The sequence below is a fragment of the Novosphingobium sp. 9 genome (assembly GCF_025340265.1).
In the GTDB taxonomy this organism is placed as follows: Bacteria; Pseudomonadota; Alphaproteobacteria; order Sphingomonadales; family Sphingomonadaceae; genus Novosphingobium.
On record NZ_CP022707.1, the window covers coordinates 1,926,486 to 1,948,345 of the forward strand.

Here is a 21,860-nt window from a genome sequence, read left to right on the forward strand (position 1 = left end):
TCGGACTATCCCTGAAACTTGTTGTCGCGCGGGAAGCCGTTAGGCGGCAGGCGACCGGCGGCACCGCGCGCGACCTTCCACAGCACCATGTCCTTTTCGGTACGCGTGCGGCCGGTATCGCCGCCCATCGTCCATGACAGGCCATCCTCCAGCTTCAGCGTGATCGCATCGGCAAGGCCCCCGTCGCGATAGCGCTGGAGCGTAACGCCCTGCCCCTTGGCCAGCACCGGCAGCTCTTCCAGGCTGAACACCACGAGCTTGCGATTGTCGCCCACCACGGCAACGTGATCGTGCTCAGCCGGAATTTCGCGCACGATGGTGAGCGTAACGCCGGGCTTGGTGGACATGACCGCCTTGCCCTTGCGGGTTTCGGCCAGCAGTTCGTCGCTGTCCGCCGCGAAGCCACGTCCGATATTCGAGGCCAGCAGCAGCTGCGCCTTGGGCTTGTGCGGCATGGCGGCGATGATGTGGGCATCGGCATCGATATCGACCATCGTGCGGATCGGCTCGCCGAAGCCGCGCGCGCCGGGCAGCTTGTCAGCACCGAGCGTGTAGAACCGGCCGTTCTCCACCGCGATCAGGATCTTGTCGGTGGTCTGGGCATGGAAGGCGAAGGCCGGGCCATCGCCTTCCTTGAACTTGAAATCGCCGTCCAGCGGCACATGGCCCTTAGCGGCACGAATCCAGCCTCTTGCCGAGAGGATGACCGTCACCGGCTCCTTCTCGATCATCGCGTCCATCGAGAACTCGACGGTTGGCGTGGCCTGCGCGATGGTCGTCCGGCGACGGCCCAGCACGGTGGTCTCGGCATAGTCCTTGCGCAGGGTATTGAGATCGCGCTTGAGACGCGTGCGCTGGCGGGCCGGGCTTTCGAGCAGCTTGGTGAGGTCGTCCTGCTCCTTGAGCAGTTCGGCATGTTCCTGCCGCAGCTCCATCTCCTCCAGCTTGCGCAAGGAGCGCAGGCGCATGTTGAGGATCGCCTCGGCCTGACGGTCGGTCAGGCTGAACTCGGCCATCATCACCTGCTTGGGCTCGTCCTCGGTCCGGATGATCTCGATGATCCGGTCGAGGTTGAGATAGGCGATGATGTAGCCTTCGAGCAGTTCGAGGCGGGCAGCGATCTTTTCGAGGCGATGCTGGGTGCGGCGCAGCAGGATATCGATCTGCGCGAAGACCCACTCCTGCAACACCAGCCGGATGCCAAGAACGCCCGGCGTGCGGTGCGCATCGAGCACGTTGAGGTTCAGCGAGAAGCGGCTCTCCAGATCGGAGAGGCGGTAGAGGCTTTCCTTCAGCAGCTCCGGATCGACATTGCGGCTCTTGGGCACGAAGACGATGCGGATGCTCTCGTCGCTCTCGTCCCGAATGTCTTCGAGGATCGGCAGCTTACGGTCGGCGATCAGCTGCGCGACCTGCTCTATCAGCTTGCCCTTGGGCAGCATGTAAGGAATTTCGCTGATGACGAGCTGCCACTGGCCGCCCCCCAGCTTTTCGATGCCGGTCTCTTCCCAGCTGCCGTCCTCGTTCCGCCCGGTCGAGAAACGACCGCGCACGCGGAACGCGCCCTTGCCGGTCTCGTAGGCGTGGCTGATCGCTTCGGGGCTGTCGACCACGAGGCCGCCGGTCGCGAAGTCCGGCCCCTTGAACACCTGCATGATCTGCGCATGCTCGGCCTGCGGATTGTCGATCAGCATCAGCGTCGCGTCGATGATCTCGGCGACGTTGTGGCTGGGGATCGAGGTCGCCATGCCCACCGCGATGCCGGTGGCACCATTGGCCAGCAGGTTTGGGAACAGGCCGGGGAAGATATCCGGCTCGCTCTCTTCACCGTTGTAGGTGGGGACGAAATCGACGGTGCCCTCGTCCAGCCCGGCCATGAGCTGGATCGCGGTCTTGGTCAGGCGCGCTTCGGTGTAGCGATAGGCGGCGGCGTTATCGCCATCGATATTGCCGAAGTTGCCCTGCCCCTCGACCAGCGGATAGCGCAGCGAGAAGTCCTGCGCGAGGCGGACCATCGCATCGTAGACCGAGGCGTCGCCATGCGGGTGATACTTGCCGATCACGTCGCCGACGACGCGCGCGGACTTCTTGTAGGCGCTGGCGGGATCGAGCTTGAGCTGCCGCATCGCCCAGAGCAGGCGGCGGTGGACCGGCTTCAGGCCGTCGCGAAGATCGGGCAGCGAACGCGCGGTGATCGTCGAGAGCGCATAAACGAGATAGCGCTCGGACAGCGCGGCATCGAAGGGCGCATCGACAATGGCGTCGAAAGGGTCCGGAGCGTCGTCGATCGTGTTCACCATGGTAGGAACAGCCTAGCAACGCGATCGGCAGACCGGAATACCCTTACCCCAAGTTTTCCGACGATCTTTCGCGAGGATGGGGGAAGCGGGAGCGGTCAGCCGATCTGCAGGTTGTGCGCATTGCGGGGAATGCGCACCTCGATCCCGTCGAGATCCTCGGTCACGCTGATCTGGCAGGCGAGGCGACTGGTCCGGGTAACGTGGGCCGCGAGGTCGAGCAGGTCTTCCTCTTCGTCGGACGGGTCGGGCAGGCGCGGGAACCAGTCTGGCGCGACGATCACATGGCAGGTGGAACAGGCCATCTGCCCCTCGCAGGTGCCTTCCAGCGGCATGCCTGCGATCTGCGCCACTTTGAGCAGCCTGTCGCCGCTGGCGGCATGGGCGAGGACGATCTCGCCCTGCTCCGTTACGAAACGTACGTCCGGCAATTCAAACTCCTGCAACTCATACGCCCTGATCCGCGGCGGCGGCTTCCAGGCGTGCGCAGGCATCCTCAATGTCCCGAAGGTGACTATAACGTCCGAATCCCAACCGGATAGAGGTCTTTGCATCGGAATCTGAAAGCCCCAGCGCGCGCAGCACATGACTGGGCCGCCCCGAACCGCTGGCGCAGGCCGATCCGGCGGAGAACGCCACGTCGCGAAGGTCCGACATCAGCCGTGCCACGTCGAGACCCGGCAGGCGCAGATTGAGATTGCCGTGCCACCGCGCGGTCGCCGAGCCATTCAGCGTCCAGCGCCCCAGCATGGCGCGAGTGCGGTGCCACAGCGCTTCGGCGCGGGCGGCATCCTCGGTGCGACGGCGGTGGGCCAGTGCCGCAGCAGCGCCGAAGCCTGCGCAGAGCGCCGGACTGAGCGTGCCCGAACGCAGGCCCTGCTCCTGCCCGCCGCCCCGGATCAGCGGCGCGATCTCGACACCATCGCGCACCCACAATGCGCCGATACCCTTGGGTCCGTAGAGCTTGTGCGCGGAGATCGCGATCAGGTCGGCGTTCTGCGGCGGTGCCAGCTTCCCGGCGCTCTGCACCGCGTCGCACAGGAACAGCGCGCCTTGCTCATGCGCGCGCTCGGCGAGAGCTTCGACCGGCTGGATCGTGCCGATCTCGTTGTTCACCTGCATCACCGCGACGAGGTCGGTCTGCGCAGGGAATGGCACATCGGCGGAGACCAGGCCCTCGCTGTCGACTGGCAGTAGAGCCAACGCCGGATCAATCGCCTGCGCGCAGTCGAGCACGGCGGCATGTTCGATCGCAGAGACGGCAAGATGCCTGCGTCCCGAGCCCAGCAGTGCCAGGTTGATCGCCTCGGTTGCACCGGATGTGAAGATCACCCGGCCACCGGCGGGCAGAAGCTGCGCCACCTGTTCACGCGCGATCTCGACGGCGGCCGCCGCGCCGCGTCCGGCACGGTGCGGGCTGTGCGGATTGGCGAAGCCGTCGGTATCCGGACCGGAAAGCCACGCCAGCATTGCCTCGCGCGCTTCGGGCGCCAGCGGGGTCGTCGCCTGATAGTCGAGGTAGATCATGCCTGCTTCCTCCCACGCGAGGCGATGGTACTCCACGCCTTCGAAAAGGAAACGATGTCTTCGTGGCTAGTGTTCCAGCCAGCGCTCATTCTGATGGTGTTTCGGGCTTGTTCCTCTGGCACTCCAAACGCCAGCAAAGTTCGGCTCTGCTTGAGTGTCCCCGAGGAACAGGCACTACCCGCCGAAACCGCGAAACCGGCAGAATCGAACTGGATCAGCTGAGCGGCTGCGCTGACGCCCGGCATCGTGATCGACAGGATCGAAGGATCGTATTGCTTTGCCGGACACTGAAATGTGCCGCCAAGTCGATTGATCTCATATTCGATATCAACAAAAGCGAGGCTGGCCATCGTAACCCAAGATGCCCATCCTTCAATGGCGCTCGTTTGCATTCCTTTGCCAATGGTATGTTTGCTGATCTGCCGCGCCTCCAACGCTGCCGCAAAAGCCAGCGCACCGGGAAGGTTTTCGGTGCCAGCACGGTAGCCGCGTTCCTGACCGCCAGCAGCTTCCAGCATGGCGAAATCGCGCACAAGCAACGCGCCAATGCCGACCGGACCTCCCAGCTTGTGCGCCGAAAGCACGATCATGTCGGCATCCGGCAGCCTGAATTTACCTGCCGACTGTGAGCAATCGCTGAGCAACAGACTGCCATGCTCGCGCACCATCGCCGTGTATTCGCTGACGGGTTGAATAACCCCGGTTTCCGAGTTGACGTGCTGAATGGCCACGGCGGCACGCGTTCCATCACGTAATTTCTGCTGCAGAATTGCGCGATCCACCTCCCAGCCATCACCAATCGGCAATACGTCAGCCCCCGGCGCGGCGCGGAACACGGCATCGTGCTCCACCGCCGAGACCAGCCTACGCTCTGCCTTGGCTCGCCCTAGGCCTAGCGCGAGGGCTTCGCTGGCGCCCGAGGTGAAGATCACTTCGCCTTGCCATTGCAGCGCAGTCCTTACCCGCTCGCGCGCATCTTCCAGCGCGGCGCGCGCGGCGCGGCCCGGCTTGTGCGGGCTGGAGGGATTGGCCCAGATGTCAGCGCCTTCGAGCCAGGCCGCACGGGCGGCAGGCAGCATCGGCGTGGTGGCGGCATGGTCGAGATAGATGGTTTCCGGCACGCTCGGATCGTAAAGTTGTTTTCAAGGAAGCCGTTTCTATATACGGACTTTGCTCTTTTACACTCCCGCTTGTGGCCGCCGGTCGATCCGATTGTGGCCTGGGCGGGAGTTTCAACAGGTCAGGTCGACACACAACTATGCCAGCCGTCATCTTTCCCGGTCCCGAAGGTCGCCTCGAAGGCCGCTTCCAGCCCGCAACCCGCGCCCGCGCGCCCGTGGCGATGATCCTGCACCCGCACCCGCAGGCCGGCGGCACGATGAACGACCGCATCACGCAGCACCTCTACAAGACCTTCGTGAACCGCGGTTTTGCGACTCTGCGCTTCAACTTCCGCGGCGTCGGCCGCAGCCAGGGCAGCTTCGACAACGGCATCGGTGAGCTTTCGGATGCCGCTGCGGCGCTCGATTGGGTGCAGTCGATCCATCCCGAAGCCTCGACCACCTGGATCGCGGGCAGCTCGTTCGGTGCGCTGATCGGCATGCAGTTGCTGATGCGTCGCCCCGAAATTCGCGGCTTCATCTCGATCGCGCCGCCCGCCAACATGTACGATTTCTCGTTCCTGGCGCCCTGCCCGGCTTCGGGCATCATCATCCAGGGCACCGGTGACACGGTGGTGACGCCCAATGCCGTGCAGAAGCTCGTCGACAAGCTGCGCACGCAGAAGCACATCACCATCCATCATGACGAGATCCCGCGCGCCAACCACTTCTTCGAGAACGAGACGACCGAACTGATGACTTCGGTCGACCGCTATCTCGACATGCGCCTCGCGCCGGATTGCCCTATCAAGTGATCCGAGACGATGGGCTCCGGGCTCGGTTGTGAACAAACGAAAAGGCCGGAATCCCAACCTGGGTTTCCGGCCTTTTCGTCAAGCTTTCAGGCGATTACGAGCGGCCGAAGAAGCCCTTGGCCATATCGGTAATATCGTCCATCGCGCTGCCGTCGCCATCCTTGTCGAACATCGAGGCGATCTTCGAGGGATCGGAGGCGATCTGACCTGCAAATTCGCTGAGCGAGCCTTCGCCGCCGATATGGCCGATCAGCGACTGGATCGTGCCAAGGTCGAGCCCGGTCTTCTGAGCAGCGAGTTCGGCAGTGTCGCCGGGCTGCTGGTGGGCGATGCCGAGCGCGGCGATAGCCTTCTCCGCCATCGCGGGGTCAATGCCGAGCTTGGCGGCAAGGTTCTCGACGTCGGCGTGCTCGCTCACCTGACCGAGGATCGAATCGAACATTCCCATTTCGCGTACTCCTTCTCAACGACGGGCTGCCACTCTTGGCATTCACGCGATCATGCACGCTTGTCATGACAGAACAAGAGGCCCCCAACCAAAGAAGGGGACCTCCTGCTGTTCGTCATTATCCCGTCAGGCCGCTTCGACCGAAGGAGCGAACCCCGGTGCGGCCTTGCGAACGCCTTCGTCAACATGCGCCTCGAATTGCGCGAAGTTGTCGATGAAGCGCTTGACGAGCGCCTGTGCGGTCTCGTCATAGGCAACCGGATCGGCCCACGCGCCGCGCGGATCGAGCAGCTTCGTATCTACGCCCGGAACCGAAACAGGCACTTCGAAGCCGAAATTCGGATCTTCCTTGAACTCGGCGCTGTTGAGCGAGCCGTCGAGCGCGGCGTTCAGCAGTGCGCGCGTGGCCTTGATCGGCATGCGCTTGATGCCCTCCATCGTCGCCTTGCCGCCCGACCAGCCGGTGTTGACCAGCCAGCACTTCACCCCGCCCCTGGCGATCCGCTCCTTGAGCAGGTTCCCATAAACAGACGGGTGACGCGGCATGAACGCGGCACCAAAGCAGGTGGAGAACGTCGTTTCCGGCTCGGTCACGCCGATCTCGGTGCCCGCGACCTTGGCGGTATAGCCCGAGAGGAAGTGGTACATCGCCTGTTCGGGCGTGAGCCGTGCGATCGGCGGCAGCACCCCGAAGGCATCAGCGGTCAGGAAGATGATGTTCTGCGGCACCGGCCCCAGATTTTCTTCCGAGGTGTTGGGAATGAAGTCGATCGGATAGGCCCCACGCGAGTTTTCGGCGAGCGAGGCGTCGTCGAAATCGAGCGTGCGGGTGTCAGGATCGATCACCACGTTTTCCAGCACGGTGCCAAAGCGCTTGGTGGTGGCGTAGATTTCCGGCTCCGCCTCGGCCGAGATGCGGATCATCTTGGCGTAGCAGCCGCCTTCGAAGTTGAAGACCGCGGTGTCCGACCAGCCATGTTCATCATCGCCGATCAGCGTGCGAGAGGCATCGGCCGAAAGCGTGGTCTTGCCGGTGCCCGAAAGGCCGAAGAACACCGCGGTATTGCCATCGGGGCCGATATTGGCCGAACAGTGCATCGGCATCACGCCCTTGGCGGGCAGCAGGAAGTTGAGGATGCCGAAGACCGACTTCTTCATTTCGCCCGCATAGGCCGTACCGCCGATCAGGATCAGCTTTTCGGTGAAGTTGACCGCGATCACCGTCTCGCTGCGGCAGCCGTGGCGCTCGGGATCGGCGCGGAAACTGGGCAGGTCGATGATCGTGTATTCCGGCGCGAACCCGGCAAGCTCATCCTGCGTGGGACGGACCAGCAGCGTGCGGATGAACAGGTTGTGCCAGGCATATTCGTTGACCACCCGCACGTTCACGCGGTGTTCGGGCTGCGAGCCCCCGAACAGGTCCGCGACGTAAAGCGTGTCCTTCTGCGACAGCGCCTTCAGGAAATCGCTCTTGAGCGCAGCGAAATGCGCCTCGGTCATGGGGCGGTTGACGTCGCCCCACCACACGGTGTCTTCGGTCGTCGCATCGCGGACGATGAACTTGTCCTTGGCCGAACGGCCGGTGTGCTTGCCGGTCGCCACAACGAAGGGGCCGTCCGCTGCGAGCACACCCTCCCCGTTGCGGACCGCATGTTCGACCAGTGGTGCGGTCTGCAGATTGGCGTGGATCGTTGCAGTGGTCTCGATACCCTGCGCGGAAAGCGGTGTGTTGAGAACTGTGGTCAAGGTCATCTCCTCCTATGACTTGCCCGCTCCGGTTTTCCCGGCCGGAGCGCCCATTCCTGTACCTGCCGCCCCTTCCCTCGGAAGAAGAGGCGGCCGGCGGATGCAGAATGTGCATAAATCCCACAGAATGGAACGCCGAGTGCGTCCAAATGGGTGTTGCAAACGATATTCCACGCGTTGTCAGCGCGGCATGGGCGGGCTACTCACAAGTCCGAAGACGACAGCGGTTTGACGGGTAGCGATGCACGCCGAATCCGCGAGTTAGGAAGGTTTGCAGGGTCCGTCATGTCCGCGTCCGCCCCCCCGGAGTCGCAGCCGGAGTCGCTCTCCGCTCCAGCGCAGGCGACCAAACGCCAGCAGACGATCGCGCTCGTCGACGACGATCGCAATATTCTCACGACGCTGTCGATCTCGCTACAGGCCGAAGGCTTCGCGACCCGCGTCTATGCCGATGGGGCGACCGCGCTGCGGGCGCTGCTCGACAACCCGCCCGACCTTGCCATCTTCGACGTGAAGATGCCGCGCATGGACGGCCTCGCCCTTCTCCAGGCGTTGCGGGCGAAGTCCAGCCTGCCGGTGATCTTCCTGACCTCGAAGGACGAGGAGCCGGACGAAGCGCTGGGGCTGGCGATGGGTGCTGACGACTACATCACCAAGCCGTTCAGCCAACGCCTGCTCGTCGCCCGTATCCGCGCGATCCTTCGCCGCAGCGATCTGGCCCGCGAGGCAGGCGACATGTCCGAAAACGAGCCGGTTCCCGACCCCGTGGTGCGCGGGCGCCTGCAACTCGATCCGGCACGCCATATGGTGACATGGCGTGATCGCGCGGTGTCTTTGACCGTGACGGAGTTCCTGATCCTTGAAGCGCTCGCCGCGCGCCCCGGCGTGGTCAAGAGCCGGAACCAGCTGATGGACGCCGCGTACAACGACGATATCTACGTCGACGATCGCACCATCGACAGCCACATCAAACGCATGCGGCGCAAGTTCCGGCAGGTCGATCCGGAATTCAGCGCGATCGATACCCTCTATGGTGCCGGTTATGCCTTCGCCGATGGCTAGGGCGCGGCCCGTTTCGGGCTGGCGTCCTTTCAAACCCCGTTTCGGGATTTCGCGCCGTGTCTCGTTGACCGCGCGCATCCTTGCCGTGAACGTGATCGCGCTGGCGCTGATGGCCGGCAGCCTGTTCTACATCGACAGCTATCGTCGCGAACTGCTGGCGGAGCGCTACCGACTGGCCGCCGCCGAGGCCGAAATCGCAGCCAGCGCCCTTGCCGCGCGCAGTCCTTACGAGCGGCTCGACCTGCTGGCCCGGATCGGCACGACGCAACACCTGCGATTGCGGTTATATGATGCCAAGGGCGACCTTGTTGCCGACAGCTTCGCTCTGGCCCCCCGTCCTACACGCTGGTAGATCCGTCAAAAGAGCCATGGGTGCAGGACGCTGCACGGATGCTGGACCGGGCCATGGATGTCATTCTCGGCTCCAGTCCGCTCGACGAGTATCGCGATCCCACAGTCGACAAGGCCGCCAACTGGCCCGAAATCGCACAGGCGCTTGCCGCACACGATACGCGCATTCAGCATATGGCCGCGCCGGACCAGACGCCGATCATCATTGCGGCAACGCCGGTCGGCACCGATGGCGAGGCGCTGTTGACCACCCGCAATGCGCGCGACATCACCGACAATGTACGAGAGGCGCGCCAGACGCTGGCGATCATTGTTGGCGCGGCGCTGGTCGTTTCGGTCCTGCTCTCGCTGTTTCTGGCCCGCACCATCGTCGAGCCGCTGCGCAAGCTTGTCCGGGCGGCGGTCCGCGTGCGGCTGGGGCGTGACCGCAGCGTCATCGTGCCGCGCCTGCCCGACCGACGGGACGAAATCGGACTTTTGGCCCGCGCGATCTCGGACATGAGTCTGGCGCTACGCCAGCGCATCGATGACGTGGAAAGCTTCGCTGCCGATGTCTCGCACGAATTGAAGAATCCGCTTACCTCTCTGCGCAGCGCGCTGGAGAGCCTCGAACGGGTCGAGCAACCGGATCTACGCCGTCAGTTGATGGGCATTGCGCAGGATGACGTTCGACGGATCGACTTCCTCATTACCGAAATCGCCGATGCCAGTCGCATCGATGCACAATTGAGCCGTACGACATTCGAACCGGTCGACATGACCGGCCTTGTTCGCGCGCTTGTCGCCGAACGCGACCAGCGCGGCGTGAACGAGGGGCGGCAAGTTGTGATCGGGCGCGAAGGATCGCAGGACCTGCTGGTGCCGGGCGATGCCTCCCGCCTCGCTCGCGTGCTGCAGAACCTCCTCGACAATGCGGTTTCGTTCTCGCCTGAAAATGCCTCGATCGAAGTTGCGCTGTCGCGGCAGGAAGATCGTATCCGCGTTGCCGTCAGCGACCATGGGCCCGGCATTCCGGAAGATGCGCGCGAGCGGATTTTTCAGCGTTTCCACTCGCTGCGGCCGGACGGCGAAGCCTTCGGGCGGCACAGCGGCCTCGGCCTCGCGATCGCCCGGACCATTGTCGAGGCCCATTTCGGCAGGCTGGCGGCAATGCAACGGGAAGACGGAAAACCCGGCGCACGCTTTGAGTTGACCTTGCCCGCATGGGAAAGCGTGCCATGAGCGAGGCACAAGGCGCCATGGACGGGATCGCCCGGCAACTGACAGCAGTGGCTATCGACGGCATGGCGATACTGATCGACGGGGCCTCCGGGCTGGGCAAGTCCTCGCTGGCTCTCACGCTGATTGATCGGGGAGCACGACTTGTCGGCGACGATTCCGTCCTTCTGGACGACAGCGGAGACCGCCTGCTGGTTCGCCCTCACCCTCGAACGAGCGGTTTGATCGAAGTCCGCAATCTCGGCCTCATCCGGACGGCCCCGGTCCAGCACGCATTTGTGTCGCTGTCCGTCACGCTGGATTGCGAAGCGCCCCGGTTTATCGAGGCGGCAGGCAAGCGTGATATTCTCGGCCATGCTGTCCCGCACGTCGATATCTGGCCCACGGAAGCCACACTGATGGCCTTCAAGGTGGAACTCGCACTCAAAACCTATGGACTTTTCCGGGGAGAGTGACGATGCGAGAGAACAAGACCGATCAGGCAGGACCAACTGCCGACGGCATGAGGCGGGCGCGGACAAGCAAACATGAATGAGGACGATCCATCGTTGCAGGCTCAGCCTGTCGGAAGCGGCGAAAAGCAGCAGCTCATGCTCGTCACCGGCATGCTCGGTGCGGGAAAGACGACCGCGCTTCGGGTGCTGGAAGATCTCGGTTGGGAAATCATCGACAATTTCCCCGTCCGGTTGCTCGATCGCCTGCTCGACCCTGCAAATCATGAAGAGAGCGGCACATCCGGCCCGCTGGCGATCGGCTTTGACTCGCGAACGCGCGGCTTCGATGCCCAGCGGATCATCCGGCAAGTCAAAACGCTGGTCGAGCGCGGCAGCGTGGAACTGACCACCCTGTTCCTGGACTGCACGTCTGCGGAACTCGAACGACGGTACAACGAAACGCGCCGCCGGCATCCACTGGCCCACGACAACCCGGTGGCAGTGGGCATCCGCGCCGAGCGCGATCTTATGGCACCGCTTCGGCGCTGGGCCGAAGTTCTGATCGACACCAGCGACTTCACCTCGAACGATCTCCAGCGCACCATCCGCGACCGTTTCGGTGAGGAATCTCCTGCCGAAATGACGATCACCATCACCAGTTTCGGCTTTTCGCGCGGCATGCCGCCGCTTGCCGATCTGGTGTTCGACATGCGCTTCGTGGACAATCCGCACTGGGACCCGGTACTGCGCCCGATGACGGGACAGGATGCCCCAGTCGGTGACTACATCCGCAAGGACCCCGCTTTCGACGAAGCCTTCGAGCGGATGCGCGATCTGCTCATGCTGTTGCTTCCGCGCTACAAGGCGCAAGGAAAAAGCTACGTGACGATTGCCTTTGGCTGCACCGGCGGTCGGCACCGTTCGGTCTTCACCGCCGAACTGATGGGCGAAGCCTTGCGTCTCGCCGGTTTTTCGCCCACATTGCTGCACCGCAACCTGGGGGCGAGAGCGGCTGACCTTCTCGAAGGAGGACTGCCTCGTGGCAACTGAGCAAAAGACTGGGACCAGGATGCATTCGCAGGAAATTCGGAGCATTCTTTTCCAATGATCGGCATGATCCTCGTCACGCATGGCAATCTTGCCGTCGAATTCGTCAATGCGATGGAACATGTCGTGGGTAGCCAGACAGCGGTCGCCACGATCTGTATCGGCCCCAATGACGATATGGAGCGTCGCCGTTCCGAAATCGCCGACGCCATCGCAGCTGTCGATTCGGGCGAAGGCGTGATCGTTCTGACCGATCTGTTCGGCGGCACACCGTCCAACCTTGCCATTTCGCTGATGCAGGCAGGCAAGGTCGAAGTGATCGCCGGTATCAATCTCCCCATGCTGATCCGCCTCGCCAAGGCGCGCCGCTGCATGCCGGTTCGCGATGCCGTGACGGCGGCGCGGGATGCAGGCCGGAACTACATCACCATCGCCAGCGAATATCTGGGTCAGGACGCATGAGCGAATTTCGCGAGACGATCCTTATCGTCAACAAGCGCGGCCTGCATGCGCGCGCCAGTGCCAAATTCGTCAATTACGTGTCGGAACTGCCGGAAACCGTCGGCGTGATCGTAAGCAAGGACGGTACGGAAGCGGCCGGTAACTCCATCCTGGGGCTGATGATGCTTGGTGCCGCGAAAGGCGATACCATCGAGATCGCCTGCCGTGGCGACGGCGCGCAGCACGCGATGGAAACGCTCGGCGCACTGGTACGCGATGGCTTCGGCGAGGACTGATTTTCCCATGCATCGGCGTACAATCACGGGCTTTTCCAATCCGCTCGTCAAGTTTCTGCGCAGCCTGCGCGAGAAGAAGCACCGCAAGCGTGAGCGTCGCTTTCTCGCAGAAGGCCTGCGTCTGCTGACCGATGCCCGCGAGAACGGCATTCTTCCCGAAATCCTGGTGATGGCAACGGGACGCGATCCGCACCCTTTGCTCGAAGCACTGGAAGCGGACGTGCTGGCAGCGGGTGGCGATGTCGTCGAGATGGACGTCGAAATCCTCGCCAAGGTTACGGGCAAGGACAACCCGCAAGCCGTGGCAGGCGTTTTCTCCGAGTTCGACACTTCGCTCGCCAATATCGACCGTGGCGCATCGTCGATCTGGCTGGTGGCGCAGGCGATGCGCGATCCCGGTAATCTGGGCACCATGCTGCGCACCGGCGATGCCGTGGGCGCTGGCGGCCTGATCCTGATCGACGACTGCGCCGATCCCTTCTCGGTCGAGGCCGTGCGCGCCAGCATGGGCGCGATCTTCACCCAGAAGCTGGTCATGGCCCCGTGGGACGAGTTCGAACCGTGGCTGCGCTCCGGCCCCGGACAACTGGTGGCCGCCTCGCTTCGCGATCCTACCGGCTATCGCGAAGCGGCTTACACGGCCCCTTGCTTCCTGATGGTCGGCAACGAATCGCAAGGCTTGCCGGAAGCGTATGAGAAGGCGTGCGATATTCGCGTCACCATGCCGATGCTGGGCCGTGCCGACAGCCTGAACGCGGCGATCGCCGGGGCCGTTCTGGCCTATGAAGCATTGGCCCGCATCAAGGTCTGAGCCAGTTTAACCGATTTACAAAACAGCCGGATTTCAAGACCGAAGCGCGAAATCGCGCCCCGGTTTCATACGGGCCGGTTTCATACGGGTGGTCATTCGGCTGCGGCGATACGCGGCAGGTCGGCGTCTGATGCTTCAGCGTTATCTGCCGAAGTCCCATAACGCGGGCTCGTTTCCACCAGCGCGACTTCATCCGAGACTTCGCGCTTACCGATCTTGATGTGCTTCTCGCTGAGGCGGCGTGCCCGGCTCAGGACATTGCCGTCATAGGTTCGGGCGAAGTCGTTGAAGCTGTTCACCGCCCGTCCGAGATGCACGCCTACCTTGCCAAGGTCGTCTTGCGTCTTGGCAAGGCTATCGTAAAGATCGCTGCCGAGCTTGCCGATTTCGCGTGCCTCGCGCGCCAAACCCTCCTGCTGCCAGACCTGTGCGATTGTCCGGCAGATCGCGACAAGGTTGGTCGGGCTTGCCAGCAGGACCTTGCGATCGAAAGCATAGTCCCAAAGCCCGGAATCGTGATCGAGCGCGGCGGCGATGAAATGTTCGCCGGGGACGAACATGATGACGTAATCCGGCGCATTCTCGAACTGGCTCTGATAGCTCTTGGCGCCCAGCGTCTGAATGTGATTGCGCATCGAAGCGGCATGCTGGTCGAGAAAGACGTTGCGGCGCGTTTCATCTTCGGCCTCGAACGCATCCTGATAGGCGTTCAGGGAAACCTTGGCGTCGATGACCAGTTGCTTGTTGCCCGGCACGCGAACGATCGCGTCAGGACGAAGCCGGCCATCCTCGGTCTCGATCGATTGTTCGGTCTCGAAATCAGTATGCTCGGTAAGGCCGCACTGTTCGAGCACGTTTTTCAGCTGCTGCTCGCCCCAGCGCCCGCGCGCCTTGGGGCATTGCGAAGCGAGTTGCTGAGGCGGGCGGCTTCGGCACGCACGCGTTCCTGGCCTGCGCTGAGTTCGACAAGTTGCCCGGTCAGCGTGGCGAAGGCATCGGTGCGCTGCTTTTCCAGTGTGGCGACCTGCAATTCATAGCTTTTCAGGCGTTCGCCGACAGGGGCCAACAGGGTTGCGATACGCTCTGCACTGGCTTTTTCGCTTTCCTCGAAACGCGCACCAGCGCGATGGAGGAAGGCTTCCTGCGCGCCCGCCAGAACCTTCGCACCAGCGTTCTCGAACTCCTTGCGCAAGCCTTCCTGCGCTTCGATCAGCAAGCGCTTCTGCTCGTCGAAATTCGCGGTCTTTTCGCGCAGGGTCGAGAGTTCATCGGAAAGCGCGCGTTGTTCACGAAGCAACACATCGACGCGCTGAGCATGCTCGGAGCGCGTGCGTTCGTGCGCCTGTTCCAGTTCACTGCGGGCCTGCTGGAGCGTTGTGACACTCTCGCCGCGGAGGCGTTCGGTCTGCGCTGCGTGTTCCGTTCTTGCCCGCTCAAGGGCCACAGTCAGTTCGTCTACCCGACTGGCTCTTTCACGCGCCGCTTCCAGTTCGGCGAAGGCGCGCAGATACTTACCGTCCGCCTCGCGCGCTTCCTTTTCGCGCGCGTCGGCCATCGCACGCCACTGCGCACCGGGTCGCGAGCCGAAGACCCAGCCCAGAACGAGACCGATGACGAGTGCGACAATGGCGAAGACGATTCCCTGCATGCCCCGAGCTTATCGGGAACATTCAGGGAACGCCAGTCTCTATTGCAGAATTTCCACCAGTTTGGCGGATCAGGCCGCCTTGCGCAGCTTGTCGAGCTTCTTGAGCGCCATCTGGCGCTTGAGGCGCGAGAGGTGGTCGATGAACAGGATGCCTTCGAGATGGTCCATCTCGTGCTGGAGGCAGGTCGCCATCAGATCGTCCATGACCTCTTCATGGACAGTGCCGTCAAGGTCCTGCCAGCGAGCGCGAATCCGGGCCGGGCGTTCGACTTCGGCGAAGATCTCGGGCACCGAGAGGCAACCCTCGGAATAGACCGAATAGTCTTCCGAGGGGTCGAGAATCTCGGGATTGATGAACACCCGCGGCTCGCGCTTGGTGGGCTGGTGATAGTGCTCGTGATCGCCGTGCGAGTGGCACTTCTCGGGCTCTGCATCCGGGTCATCGGGCTGCAGGTCGATGACCAGCACGCGCAGCGGCACGCCGACCTGAATTGCGGCGAGGCCGATGCCGGGGGCATCGTACATCGTCTCGAACATATCCTCGACGAGCGTGCGCAACTCGTCGTCGAACGTTTCGACGGGCTTGGAGACCTGCTTCAGGCGCGGGTCGGGAACTTCGATGATTTCACGGATAGCCATGTGCTCTAAATAAGCGCATCGTCGCGATTCCGCAATCCGGGCGCTTGCGATCACCGTGATCGGATAAGGTGCGGGATAAACAGCCTGTCAGATCACCGGCCTGCGCGCGCGGATCGCCTGCGCCAGAGTGCCTTCGTCGAGATAATCGAGTTCGCCGCCGACCGGGACGCCATGCGCCAGTTGCGTGACGCGGACAGGCATCGCCTCCAGCCGCTCGGCGATGTAGTGCGCGGTGGTCTGACCTTCGAGCGTGGCATTCATGGCAAGCAGCACTTCGTCGATACCCCCTGCTTCGACCCGGCGCAGCAGGCTGTCGATGGCGAGGTCTTCGGGGCGAATGCCGTCAAGCGCCGAGAGCCTGCCGCCAAGGACGTGATAGCGCCCGGTGAACAGCCGCGCGCGGTCGAGCGCCCACAGGTCCGCCACTTCCTCCACCACGCAGATCGAGCGGACATCGCGGCGGGGATCGGCGCAGATCGCGCAAGGGTTGGTGGTGTCGATATTGCCGCAGGTGTCGCATTCGACCAGCGCGCCGCGCACGGCCTCCAGCGCATCGAGCACCTGCACCAGTGCGGTCTCGCGGCGCTTGATGAGCCAGAGCACGGCCCGGCGGGCGGAGCGCGGCCCGAGGCCGGGAAGGCGCGAAAGCGCGGCGGTCAGCGTCTCGATCTCTTGCGATGCCATCCTCAGGCAGATAGGGCCTGCGCCGACCCGGCGATAGTGCCTGTCTGTATTGCCCTGCCCTCGAACCTCGGAGTTTCCCCAGTCATGCGCATCATTTTTATGGGAACACCCGATTTCGCCGTGCCCGCGCTGCTAGCACTGCATGAGGCAGGGCATCAGATCGTTGCAGTCTACAGCCAGCCGCCACGCCCCGGCGGGCGGCGCGGGCGCGAACTGACGCCTTCCCCGGTCCAGCGCGAGGCGGAACGGCTTGGCCTTGAAGTGCGCCATCCGGTCTCGCTGAAAGGGGCGGACGAGCAGGCAGCGTTCGCGGCGCTGGAGGCGGATATCGCGGTGGTCGCCGCTTACGGCCTGATCCTGCCACGTGCGGTGCTCGATGCCCCGCGCCTTGGTTGCCTGAATATCCATGCCTCGATCCTGCCGCGCTGGCGAGGTGCGGCGCCGATCCAGCGCGCGATCCTCAGCGGCGACCCGACCACCGGCGTTACCATCATGCAGATGGAGAGCGGCCTCGACACCGGGCCGATGCTGGCAACGCTGCGCACGCCCATCGAGCGCAAGACCGCAGGCGAGCTGACACAGGAACTGGCCGAACGCGGCGCGCGGCTGATGGTCGAGACGCTGCGCGATCTGGCGGTCCACCGCGCCGTGCCCCAGCCTGAGGACGGCGTGACCTACGCCAGCAAGATCGACAAGGCCGAGGCCCGGCTCGATTTCTCGCAGGATACCGAGGCGGTAGAGCGGCAGGTCCGCGCCTTCGTCCCGGCGCCGGGGGCGTTCTTCGAGCTTGAGGGCGAGCGGTACAAGGTGCTTGCTGCCGAGGTGGTAGCCGACATGTCCGGTGCGCCGGGAACGACGTTGGACCACGCGCTGACGGTGGCATGCGGCACTGGTGCCTTGCGCGTGGTGACGATCCAGCGCGCAGGCAAGCCGGCGATGGCCGCGGCAGACCTGTTGCGCGGGCGCCCGATCCCGGCGGGAACGCTGCTCTCGTGACCCGGTTCGCGCTGACTCTGGAGTTCGACGGTGCCCCGTTCATGGGCCTGCAACGCCAGTCGCACGGGCCGTCCGTGCAACAGGCAGTGGAAGAGGCTGCCGAAGCGGTCTGCGGACATCCGGTGATCATGCACGCCGCCGGGCGCACCGATGCGGGCGTCCATGCGCTGGGCATGCGCGCGCATATCGAGATCGACAAGCCGCTCGGCGCGTTTCGCTTGCGCGAGGCCCTCAACGCCAGACTGCGTCCCGATCCGATTGCCGTGCTGGATTGCGTCGAGGTGGCGGACGACTGGCACGCGCGATTTTCCTGCACCGGTCGCGCCTATATCTATCGCATCGCCAATCGCCGGGCGCCGCTGACGCTGGAGCGCGGCAAAGCCTGGCAAGTGATGCAGTCGCTCGACGCGGCGGTGATGCACCGTTCCGCACAGGCGCTGGTCGGGCGGCACGATTTCACCACCTTCCGCTCCGCCCACTGCCAGTCCGCCTCGCCGCTGAAGTCGCTCGATCGGCTCGATGTGCGGCGCGAGGGCGACATGGTGCTGATCGAAGCGGAGGCGCGCAGCTTCCTGCACCATCAGGTCCGCTCGATGGTCGGCTGCCTTGCGCTGGTCGGCATGGGCCGGTGGAGCGAGGCGCAGATCGGCGAGGCACTGGAAGCGCGCGACCGGCAGGCGCTCGGCCTGAACGCGCCGCCGGACGGGCTCTATTTCGTGAAGGCGACGTATCCGGACGAGTGAGCCCTGAAACCGTGTGGCCCGGCGCAAGGTGACACTCTGGTTGACACAGTTGACACGGTTCAAGGGAAGACGCGCAATTCCGGCAGAAAGTGTCACCTTGCAAGTGGCGAGTGTCACCCTGCGATGTAAACGCAGAACGGGTTTTCCGAAGGTGTCAGGGCGAGTTGCGGGCATCCATCGAAAATAGATCAAGCCGCGTCTGTAGGAAAATTCGGGCTCAAGTTCGGGCTCAAATCCGGCCTCAAACCAGGTCGTCATCCCAGCGAAGGCTGGGATCGCCTTGAGTTCGTACCCAGCCCATAACGATCCCAGCTTCCGCTGGGATGACGTGCGGGTGGCGCTGCCCTCGGCAACAAAAAAGGGAGGCCGCAGCCTCCCTTCCCTGTTCGTATATCCGTCGCCGATCAGGCCTTCCCGACCACGCTTTCGGGCAGGTCGGTGCCGAAGACGCGTTGGTAGTATTCGGCCACCAGCACGCGCTCGGTCTCGTCGCACTTGTTGAGGAACGAGAGGCGGAAGGCGAAGCCCACGTCGCTGAAGATCGCCGCGTTCTGCGCCCAGGTGATGACCGTGCGCGGGCTCATCACCGTCGAGATATCGCCGTTCATGAAGCCGCGACGCGACAGGTCGGCCACCTTCACCATGTCGGCGATGGTCTTTTCCGAAACCTTGGGCACCTTCTTCGAGACGATGGCGACTTCGGTGTCCTCGGGCAGGTAGTTCAGACCCACGACCATGTTCCAGCGGTCCATCTGGCCCTGGTTGATCTGCTGGGTGCCGTGATAGAGGCCCGAAGTGTCGCCAAGACCCACCGTGTTGGCAGTGGCGAACAGGCGGAAGTTGGCATCGGGGCGGATCACGCGGTTCTGGTCGAGCAGCGTCAGCTTGCCCTCGGTTTCGAGGATGCGCTGGATCACGAACATCACGTCCGGACGGCCCGCGTCGTATTCGTCGAACACCAGCGCAACCGGGTGCTGGAGCGCCCAGGGGAGCAGACCCTCGCGGAATTCGGTAACCTGAAGCCCGTCGCGCAGGACGATGGCATCGCGACCGATCAGGTCGATACGGCTGATATGCGCATCGAGGTTGATGCGGATGCACGGCCATTTCAGGCGCGCGGCCACCTGCTCGATATGGGTCGACTTGCCGGTGCCGTGGTAGCCCTGCACCATCACGCGGCGATTATAGGCAAAGCCCGCCAGAATCGCGAGCGTGGTGTCCGGATCGAACACATAGGTCTCGTCGAGATCGGGCACACGCTCGTCGGCCTGCGAGAAGGCGGGCACCATCATGTCGATGTCGATCCCGAAGGTCTCGCGGACGTCCAGTTCGATGTCGGGGGCGGCCAGGACAGTCTTGTCGCGGCTTTCGGTATGAATCTTTGCGCTGTCGGTCATCTTGCCCACCCGACTAACGGACGGGGCGAGCGCTCGCAACACCCTTTGCGTGCAGATGCGATATAGAGTGGCGGGTATCGGCGCGGGCGCCGGTGCGAACGCGATTGCCAAGCCGGGAGAGCACGCGCACTCTCGCTTCAGAACTGCGAATCGACCGGGAGAAGTCCAAGTGTCTGATGAGAGCATTTCCGCAGAAGGTATCGTCACCCAGCCCGGACAGGGCCTGGGCTATGTCGATGGCTTCGTCATTCCCGTCCCGATGATCGGACGGGAGGCCTTTTACGAACACGCCCGCACGATGGATGCGCTCTTTCTCGAATATGGCGCACTGCGTGTGGTCGAGTGCTGGAGCGACGATGTGCCGCCCGGCAAGCGCACCGACTTCTACCGGTCGGTCGAAGCAGGCGATGGCGAGGCGGTGGTCTTTAGCTGGATCGAATGGCCCGACAAGGCCACGCGCGACCGTTGTTTTGCCGCGATGGAAAGCGATCCGCGCTTCTTTCCCGAGGACTCCCCGATGCCCTTCGATGGCGCTCGCATGATCTACGGCGGGTTCGTGCCCGCGCTCGTGCTGTCCCCTGATTTCCCTTCCTCCGACACGAAAGGCCCTCCAAGGATGCTGAACCCTGCCGGAAGCTTCATCTGGTACGAACTGATGACCCCCGATCCCGATGCAGCCGCCGCCTTCTATGGCGCGGTGGTGGGATGGACGATCGGCGCGGCGGCACCGGTCGCGGGCGATATCGACTATCGCATGATCGGCCGTGCCGACGGCGGCTTTGCCGGTGGCGTGCTCACGCTCAGCACCGCGATGGTCGAACAAGGCACGCGCCCCTGCTGGATGCCGTACCTCCATGTGATCGACGTCGATGTGGCGGTGGCGGCAATGGCCGAGGACGGCGCACATGTGCTGATGCCGCCTGCCGATCTGGAAGTCGGGCGGATCGCCATGCTTGCCGACCCGCAAGGGGTGCCGTTCTATGTAATGGCACCGGTGCCTGTGCCAGGGCGCGAGGGTGAGCGCAGCGACGTGTTCTCGCCCGATGCCGTGCAGCATGTCCGCTGGAACGAGCTGGCCAGCCCCGATCAGGCAGGCGCTCAGGCGTTCTATACCCGGCACTTCGGCTTCGTGTTCGACGAGGCGATGGATATGGGCGAACTGGGCGAATACCGGTTCATCGATCACGCGGGCCTTCGGGTCGGCGCGATCTGGCAGAGCCGCAACCCCGATCAGCCTTCGCTCTGGACGCTCTATTTCGGGGTTCCCTCGATCACGGCAGCTGCCGAGGCGGTGGTCGCGAACGGCGGGCAGGTCTTCATGGGGCCGCATGAGGTGCCGGGCGGCGACTGGATCGTGCTGGCAGCCGACCCGCAAGGCGCGGCCTTCGGGCTGGTCGGGCCGCAACTCGTCGCGATCTGAGCAGGCGCCTTTCCCCCACTCTTTCCTCGCAGCGGAGCACGCAAGCCTTGGCCGAATACACCTTCTACACCAACCCCATGTCGCGCGGGCAGATCGCGCGCTGGGCGCTGCACGAGGCGGGCGCCGACTATACGCAGGTGCTGGTCGACTGGCGCGCCAAGCCCGAGGCGCTGCTGGCGATCAACCCGATGGGTAAGGTGCCCACGCTCGTCCACCACGTCGCCGGAGAGAACCGCGTGGTGAGCGAGGCGGCGGCGGTATGTCTCTACCTTGCCGAGATGCACCCGCAGGCGAACCTCTTGCCGACCCCGCCCGAGATCGCCGATTACCTGCGCTGGACGTTCTTTGCCGCAGGGCCGGTCGAACAGGCGGTGACGGCCCGCGCGCTCAAGTTCGAGCCCGCACCCGAACAGAAGGGCATGGTTGGCTTCGGCAGCTACGAGCGCACGATGACCACGCTGGAGACGCATCTGGCCAACCGCGATTACGTGTGCGGGCCGCGCTTCACGATGGCGGACGTCTACGTCGGCAGCGCGGTGGACTGGGGGCTGACCTTCGGGACGATGCCGCCGGTCGAGGCTTTCGTCGCCTATGCCGAGCGCCTGCAGGCGCGCCCCGCCTACAAGGCGGCCAAGGCCATCGACAGCGCGCTGATCGCGGAGATGAAGAAGTGACCGGAACGACCGAGGGGCCTTTCGAGCTGTCGATCACCCGGTATATCGCCGCGCCGCCCGAGGCGG

General features: G+C 63.9%; 19 protein-coding genes and 4 pseudogenes. 13 read left to right on the top strand and 10 right to left on the bottom strand.

The window, feature by feature from the left end; all coding sequences use genetic code 11:
- Window positions 1–5: 5 nt before the first annotated feature.
- From parC to CI805_RS09615, 4 genes are all read right to left on the bottom strand, one after another.
- Window positions 6–2,300, bottom strand: a complete 2,295-nt coding sequence (parC, locus tag CI805_RS09600) for a DNA topoisomerase IV subunit A (RefSeq protein ID WP_260922604.1) — start codon at window positions 2,298–2,300, stop codon at window positions 6–8.
- A gap of 95 nt (window positions 2,301–2,395) precedes the next feature.
- Entirely contained in the window at window positions 2,396–2,728 is a 333-nt protein-coding gene (locus CI805_RS09605) for a 2Fe-2S iron-sulfur cluster-binding protein (protein WP_260922614.1), read from the bottom strand.
- 16 nt (window positions 2,729–2,744) lie between these two features.
- Entirely contained in the window at window positions 2,745–3,824 is a 1,080-nt protein-coding gene (locus tag CI805_RS09610; RefSeq protein WP_260922616.1) for a cysteine desulfurase family protein, read from the bottom strand.
- Window positions 3,821–4,945 carry a cysteine desulfurase family protein gene (locus CI805_RS09615; RefSeq protein ID WP_260922623.1) on the bottom strand — a complete coding sequence of 375 codons (1,125 nt, stop codon included), beginning with the start codon at window positions 4,943–4,945 and terminating at the stop codon, window positions 3,821–3,823. The genes CI805_RS09610 and CI805_RS09615 overlap by 4 nt, the downstream gene beginning before the upstream one ends.
- Window positions 4,946–5,082: 137 nt before the next feature.
- Here CI805_RS09615 and CI805_RS09620 point away from each other — a divergent pair, with 137 nt between their 5' ends.
- Complete coding sequence (locus CI805_RS09620; protein WP_260922624.1) at window positions 5,083–5,739, top strand: alpha/beta hydrolase; 657 nt, start codon at window positions 5,083–5,085, stop codon at window positions 5,737–5,739.
- A 94-nt stretch (window positions 5,740–5,833) separates the two neighbouring features.
- Here CI805_RS09620 and CI805_RS09625 read toward each other — a convergent pair whose 3' ends face one another.
- Both CI805_RS09625 and CI805_RS09630 read right to left on the bottom strand, forming a co-directional pair.
- Entirely contained in the window at window positions 5,834–6,187 is a 354-nt protein-coding gene (locus CI805_RS09625; RefSeq protein WP_260922626.1) for a hypothetical protein, read from the bottom strand.
- Between the two features lie 126 nt (window positions 6,188–6,313).
- A complete protein-coding gene (locus CI805_RS09630) occupies window positions 6,314–7,933 on the bottom strand; it encodes a phosphoenolpyruvate carboxykinase (protein ID WP_260922628.1) in 1,620 nt (539 codons plus the stop codon).
- A 285-nt stretch (window positions 7,934–8,218) separates the two neighbouring features.
- On the opposite strand from CI805_RS09630, the gene CI805_RS09635 reads away from it, so the two are divergent.
- From CI805_RS09635 to CI805_RS09665, 7 genes and pseudogenes are all read left to right on the top strand, one after another.
- Window positions 8,219–8,995 (top strand): response regulator transcription factor, encoded by a 777-nt coding sequence (locus CI805_RS09635; protein ID WP_260922630.1) that lies wholly within the window; start codon window positions 8,219–8,221, stop codon window positions 8,993–8,995.
- Window positions 8,988–10,567: pseudogene (locus CI805_RS09640) on the top strand (stimulus-sensing domain-containing protein). Before CI805_RS09635 ends, CI805_RS09640 begins: the two are co-directional and overlap by 8 nt.
- Window positions 10,564–11,019, top strand: a complete 456-nt coding sequence (locus tag CI805_RS09645) for an HPr kinase/phosphorylase (protein WP_260922632.1) — start codon at window positions 10,564–10,566, stop codon at window positions 11,017–11,019. Before CI805_RS09640 ends, CI805_RS09645 begins: the two are co-directional and overlap by 4 nt.
- A 72-nt stretch (window positions 11,020–11,091) precedes the next feature.
- A complete protein-coding gene (gene rapZ / locus CI805_RS09650; protein WP_260922638.1) occupies window positions 11,092–12,048 on the top strand; it encodes an RNase adapter RapZ in 957 nt (318 codons plus the stop codon).
- 54 nt (window positions 12,049–12,102) lie between these two features.
- Window positions 12,103–12,507 (top strand): PTS sugar transporter subunit IIA, encoded by a 405-nt coding sequence (locus CI805_RS09655; protein WP_260922640.1) that lies wholly within the window; start codon window positions 12,103–12,105, stop codon window positions 12,505–12,507.
- Window positions 12,504–12,782 carry an HPr family phosphocarrier protein gene (locus tag CI805_RS09660; protein ID WP_260922641.1) on the top strand — a complete coding sequence of 93 codons (279 nt, stop codon included), beginning with the start codon at window positions 12,504–12,506 and terminating at the stop codon, window positions 12,780–12,782. Before CI805_RS09655 ends, CI805_RS09660 begins: the two co-directional genes overlap by 4 nt.
- Before the next feature lie 7 nt (window positions 12,783–12,789).
- Window positions 12,790–13,593: a TrmH family RNA methyltransferase gene (locus CI805_RS09665; RefSeq protein ID WP_260922652.1), complete on the top strand. Its 804-nt coding sequence runs from the start codon at window positions 12,790–12,792 to the stop codon at window positions 13,591–13,593.
- A 92-nt stretch (window positions 13,594–13,685) separates the two neighbouring features.
- On the opposite strand, the pseudogene rmuC reads toward CI805_RS09665, so the two are convergent.
- The 3 genes and pseudogenes from rmuC to recR form a co-directional block, all read right to left on the bottom strand.
- Window positions 13,686–15,241 (bottom strand): annotated as a pseudogene (rmuC, locus tag CI805_RS09670) (DNA recombination protein RmuC).
- 69 nt (window positions 15,242–15,310) lie between these two features.
- Entirely contained in the window at window positions 15,311–15,880 is a 570-nt protein-coding gene (locus CI805_RS09675) for a peptide deformylase (protein ID WP_260922655.1), read from the bottom strand.
- Between the two features lie 87 nt (window positions 15,881–15,967).
- Complete coding sequence (gene recR / locus CI805_RS09680) at window positions 15,968–16,564, bottom strand: recombination mediator RecR (RefSeq protein ID WP_260922662.1); 597 nt, start codon at window positions 16,562–16,564, stop codon at window positions 15,968–15,970.
- Between the two features lie 84 nt (window positions 16,565–16,648).
- Between recR and fmt the strand changes: the two genes are divergently transcribed.
- Together fmt and truA are read left to right on the top strand one after the other, a co-directional pair.
- Entirely contained in the window at window positions 16,649–17,560 is a 912-nt protein-coding gene (fmt, locus tag CI805_RS09685) for a methionyl-tRNA formyltransferase (RefSeq protein ID WP_260922664.1), read from the top strand.
- Entirely contained in the window at window positions 17,557–18,303 is a 747-nt protein-coding gene (truA, locus tag CI805_RS09690) for a tRNA pseudouridine(38-40) synthase TruA (protein WP_260922670.1), read from the top strand. The genes fmt and truA overlap by 4 nt, the downstream gene beginning before the upstream one ends.
- 404 nt (window positions 18,304–18,707) lie before the next feature.
- Here truA and cobS read toward each other — a convergent pair whose 3' ends face one another.
- Window positions 18,708–19,700 (bottom strand): cobaltochelatase subunit CobS, encoded by a 993-nt coding sequence (gene cobS, locus CI805_RS09695; protein WP_260922674.1) that lies wholly within the window; start codon window positions 19,698–19,700, stop codon window positions 18,708–18,710.
- 223 nt (window positions 19,701–19,923) lie between these two features.
- On the opposite strand from cobS, the pseudogene CI805_RS09700 reads away from it, so the two are divergent.
- The 3 genes and pseudogenes from CI805_RS09700 to CI805_RS09710 all read left to right on the top strand — a co-directional run.
- Window positions 19,924–20,277: pseudogene (locus CI805_RS09700) on the top strand (DUF1428 domain-containing protein); the annotation flags it as partial.
- A gap of 126 nt (window positions 20,278–20,403) precedes the next feature.
- Window positions 20,404–21,120 (top strand): annotated as a pseudogene (locus CI805_RS09705) (VOC family protein); the annotation flags it as partial.
- Between the two features lie 47 nt (window positions 21,121–21,167).
- The gene (locus tag CI805_RS09710; RefSeq protein WP_260922677.1) at window positions 21,168–21,794 is read left to right on the top strand and encodes a glutathione S-transferase family protein; all 627 of its coding nucleotides are present in this window, start codon (window positions 21,168–21,170) and stop codon (window positions 21,792–21,794) included.
- Window positions 21,795–21,860 lie beyond the last annotated feature (66 nt).